Source organism: Emticicia sp. (assembly GCF_049241225.1).
Classification (GTDB): Bacteria; Bacteroidota; Bacteroidia; order Cytophagales; family Spirosomataceae; genus Emticicia.
Genome location: NZ_JBMLRC010000152.1, coordinates 1 through 2,320, shown reverse-complemented (window position 1 = coordinate 2,320; position 2,320 = coordinate 1). Strand labels below are relative to the sequence as shown.

Sequence of the window (2,320 nt, the reverse complement as noted above, 5' to 3'; positions counted from 1 at the left end):
CCACCTTCGATTTTGATAGAATCATCGCCTTTTACTTCAATGAATTTTCCACCCAAAGATTCTACTTGCTCTTTTGTTTCGGGGCGAATATCGCTTACTTCAACTACTGCACCGAGGCGTTTGGCGGTGGCAATGGCTTGTAAACCTGCGACACCCGCACCCATGATTACAACTTTGGCGGGTTTGATTGTGCCTGCGGCCGTCATGAGTAGAGGGAAGATTTTACCCAAATGATACGCACCAATAATGACCGATTTATAGCCAGCTAAGTTGGCTTGCGAACTTAACGCATCCATTTTTTGAGCTCTCGAAATGCGAGGAATGGCATCGACCGAAAATGCCGAAATTCCCTGCTTGGCAGCGGCTTCAATCATTTCGGGATTACTGGCGGCATACATGAAAGAAATAGCCACCGCTCCTTTTTTCATGGAAGCGATTTCGTCGGTAGTAGGAGGGTTTACTTTCAGAACTACATCGGCGGCGGCAAGCAATGCAGATTTATCATTCTGAATAGTTACTCCGACGGCCGTATAGGCTGTATCGTCAAAGAAAGATGTTTTTCCTGCGTCGTGTTCGAGATGGCATTCAAATCCTGCTTGGATTAATTGTTTGCAGACTTCTGGCGTGAGAGCTACTCGACGCTCAAATGGCTTCGTTTCTTTTATTACGGCTAATTTCACAGTGCTTTCGGTCAAATGAGATTTTCTAAAAGCAATGTAGAAATATTTCAATTATTTATCAAAATATTTATAAAATATTTTTCTTGATTATAAAATTAAAAAGACTCTGGTTCGTAATCAATAGGTAAGAATTCACCCATTTTTTCGATTCCCCAACGGCCTTCAAATAAAACCGCCAGAGGGTTTACCAAATGCCCTGTTGATTCAATCAAAGTTTTGGGTTCTAAAAGTGTAAGTATCGAAACTTGTGGAGCATCTTTTTTGCCTAAATCGGCAAATTGAGGTTCTTCAAACTCTCGTTCGTAGAATACGTAGAGATAATTTTCAAAATTGAGTAGGGGAAGATTTTCTCTGACCTCAAAAATACAATTTTCATCTAACGGTAATTTGTGCAAATACTGCACATACGGCGAGCGTTTGAGGTTTGGTATTTTATGTAACCAACTATTTTTACTCAAAATGATATCGGTAGAATCTACTTCTTTTTTTGCCTTTGCGGCGTGCTGAATAATATTACCCAAACTGTCTTTGATTTCGGGAAAAAGAGGAACTAAGAAAAATCTTTTTTCTTCTCGATACATCGTATAAACTTTATAACCAGCATTGGCCCAGTCGTGATTTATCGCCGATTTTAAGAAATGTTGTGGTGAGCCGAAATAGGCTTTTTCACGGTTTTCGTGCCATTTTTGTTGTTTCTTTTCGTTTTTGGTAGTCATTTCTTGAAAAAATGGAAAACCATAATACGTTACGTAGTTTTGCGAGAAACTATACTTAAACTCTTCTAAATCATATTTTATCGTATAACCCAACGCTCTGTTTTCTATCTCCAAAGGTTCATCGGCATTGATTGTCAATTCAGATTCATCATCGCTTAATGAAAACCAAAGTGCTTTTGGGTTCTTCAAAACACAAGATTCTGAGAAAAGCGTTTTGCCTAAGAAATGTTCTTTAAAAAGTGGGTAATATCTCTCAAAACCATTTTTAAGCCTTTTTACGGTAACGCCTTGCAGAGCAATAGCATCGGGCGAAAGCATAATTAATAGCGGTTTTCGGAGGGTATCGGCCTTAACTTTGATAGAAATAGTTTCATAACCAACGAAACTCACCACCAAATCAAGTACGCCCGCTGGCACATTAGTTAGTTTAAATCGGCCTTTATCGTCGGCTTGTTGGCCTTTGGTTGAATTACTGATAAATACATTGGCAAAAGATAGCGGTTTTCGGTCTTCTCCACTAATCACTCGGCCTTCGATGTTTCTTTGGGCAAAACTCAACAAAGGAAAACACAAATAAATGATATATTTAATGATACACTTGAAAGTCATTGAAAACTAAAATATAATAAGGATACAAATTAATCACTAATAAATGATATTTTTATGGGAATGAGGTTAAAATTGTGCAGAAGTTTTGGAACTATCTTTTTTGAAATCGGCAGAATTTTTCTCAACTTTGGTCATTAACCAATCAATCATGGAAGAGCAAAAGAAAATAACAAAGCATTATAAAAACGATGATATTACGGTTGTTTGGCAGCCACATATCTGTATTCACTCTGCAATTTGTTTCAGAGGTTTATCAAATGTTTTTAATCCACAAACACGCCCGTGGATAACCTTAGAAGGTGCTGAAAGTGAAGC

At 38.0% G+C, this 2,320-nt stretch carries 2 protein-coding genes and 1 pseudogene; 1 reads left to right on the top strand and 2 read right to left on the bottom strand.

Translation table 11 applies throughout. The features are described from left to right. Both ACOVO2_RS08975 and ACOVO2_RS08970 read right to left on the bottom strand, forming a co-directional pair. Nucleotides 1-731, bottom strand: a pseudogene (locus ACOVO2_RS08975) (NAD(P)(+) transhydrogenase (Re/Si-specific) subunit alpha); the annotation flags it as partial. A 44-nt stretch (nucleotides 732-775) separates the two neighbouring features. Next, a complete protein-coding gene (locus ACOVO2_RS08970; protein ID WP_421769634.1) occupies nucleotides 776-2,005 on the bottom strand; it encodes a carboxypeptidase-like regulatory domain-containing protein in 1,230 nt (409 codons plus the stop codon). 85 nt (nucleotides 2,006-2,090) lie between these two features. Between ACOVO2_RS08970 and ACOVO2_RS08965 the strand changes: the two genes are divergently transcribed. After that, a partial coding sequence (locus tag ACOVO2_RS08965; RefSeq protein ID WP_421769633.1) for a (4Fe-4S)-binding protein occupies nucleotides 2,091-2,320 on the top strand: 230 nt, incomplete at its 3' end.

What these genes read in the sequence shown, in the direction of transcription:
- ACOVO2_RS08970 (WP_421769634.1), bottom strand. Translation starts at nt 2,005, where the DNA reads ATGACTTTCAAGTGTATCATTAAATATATCATTTATTTGTGTTTTCCT.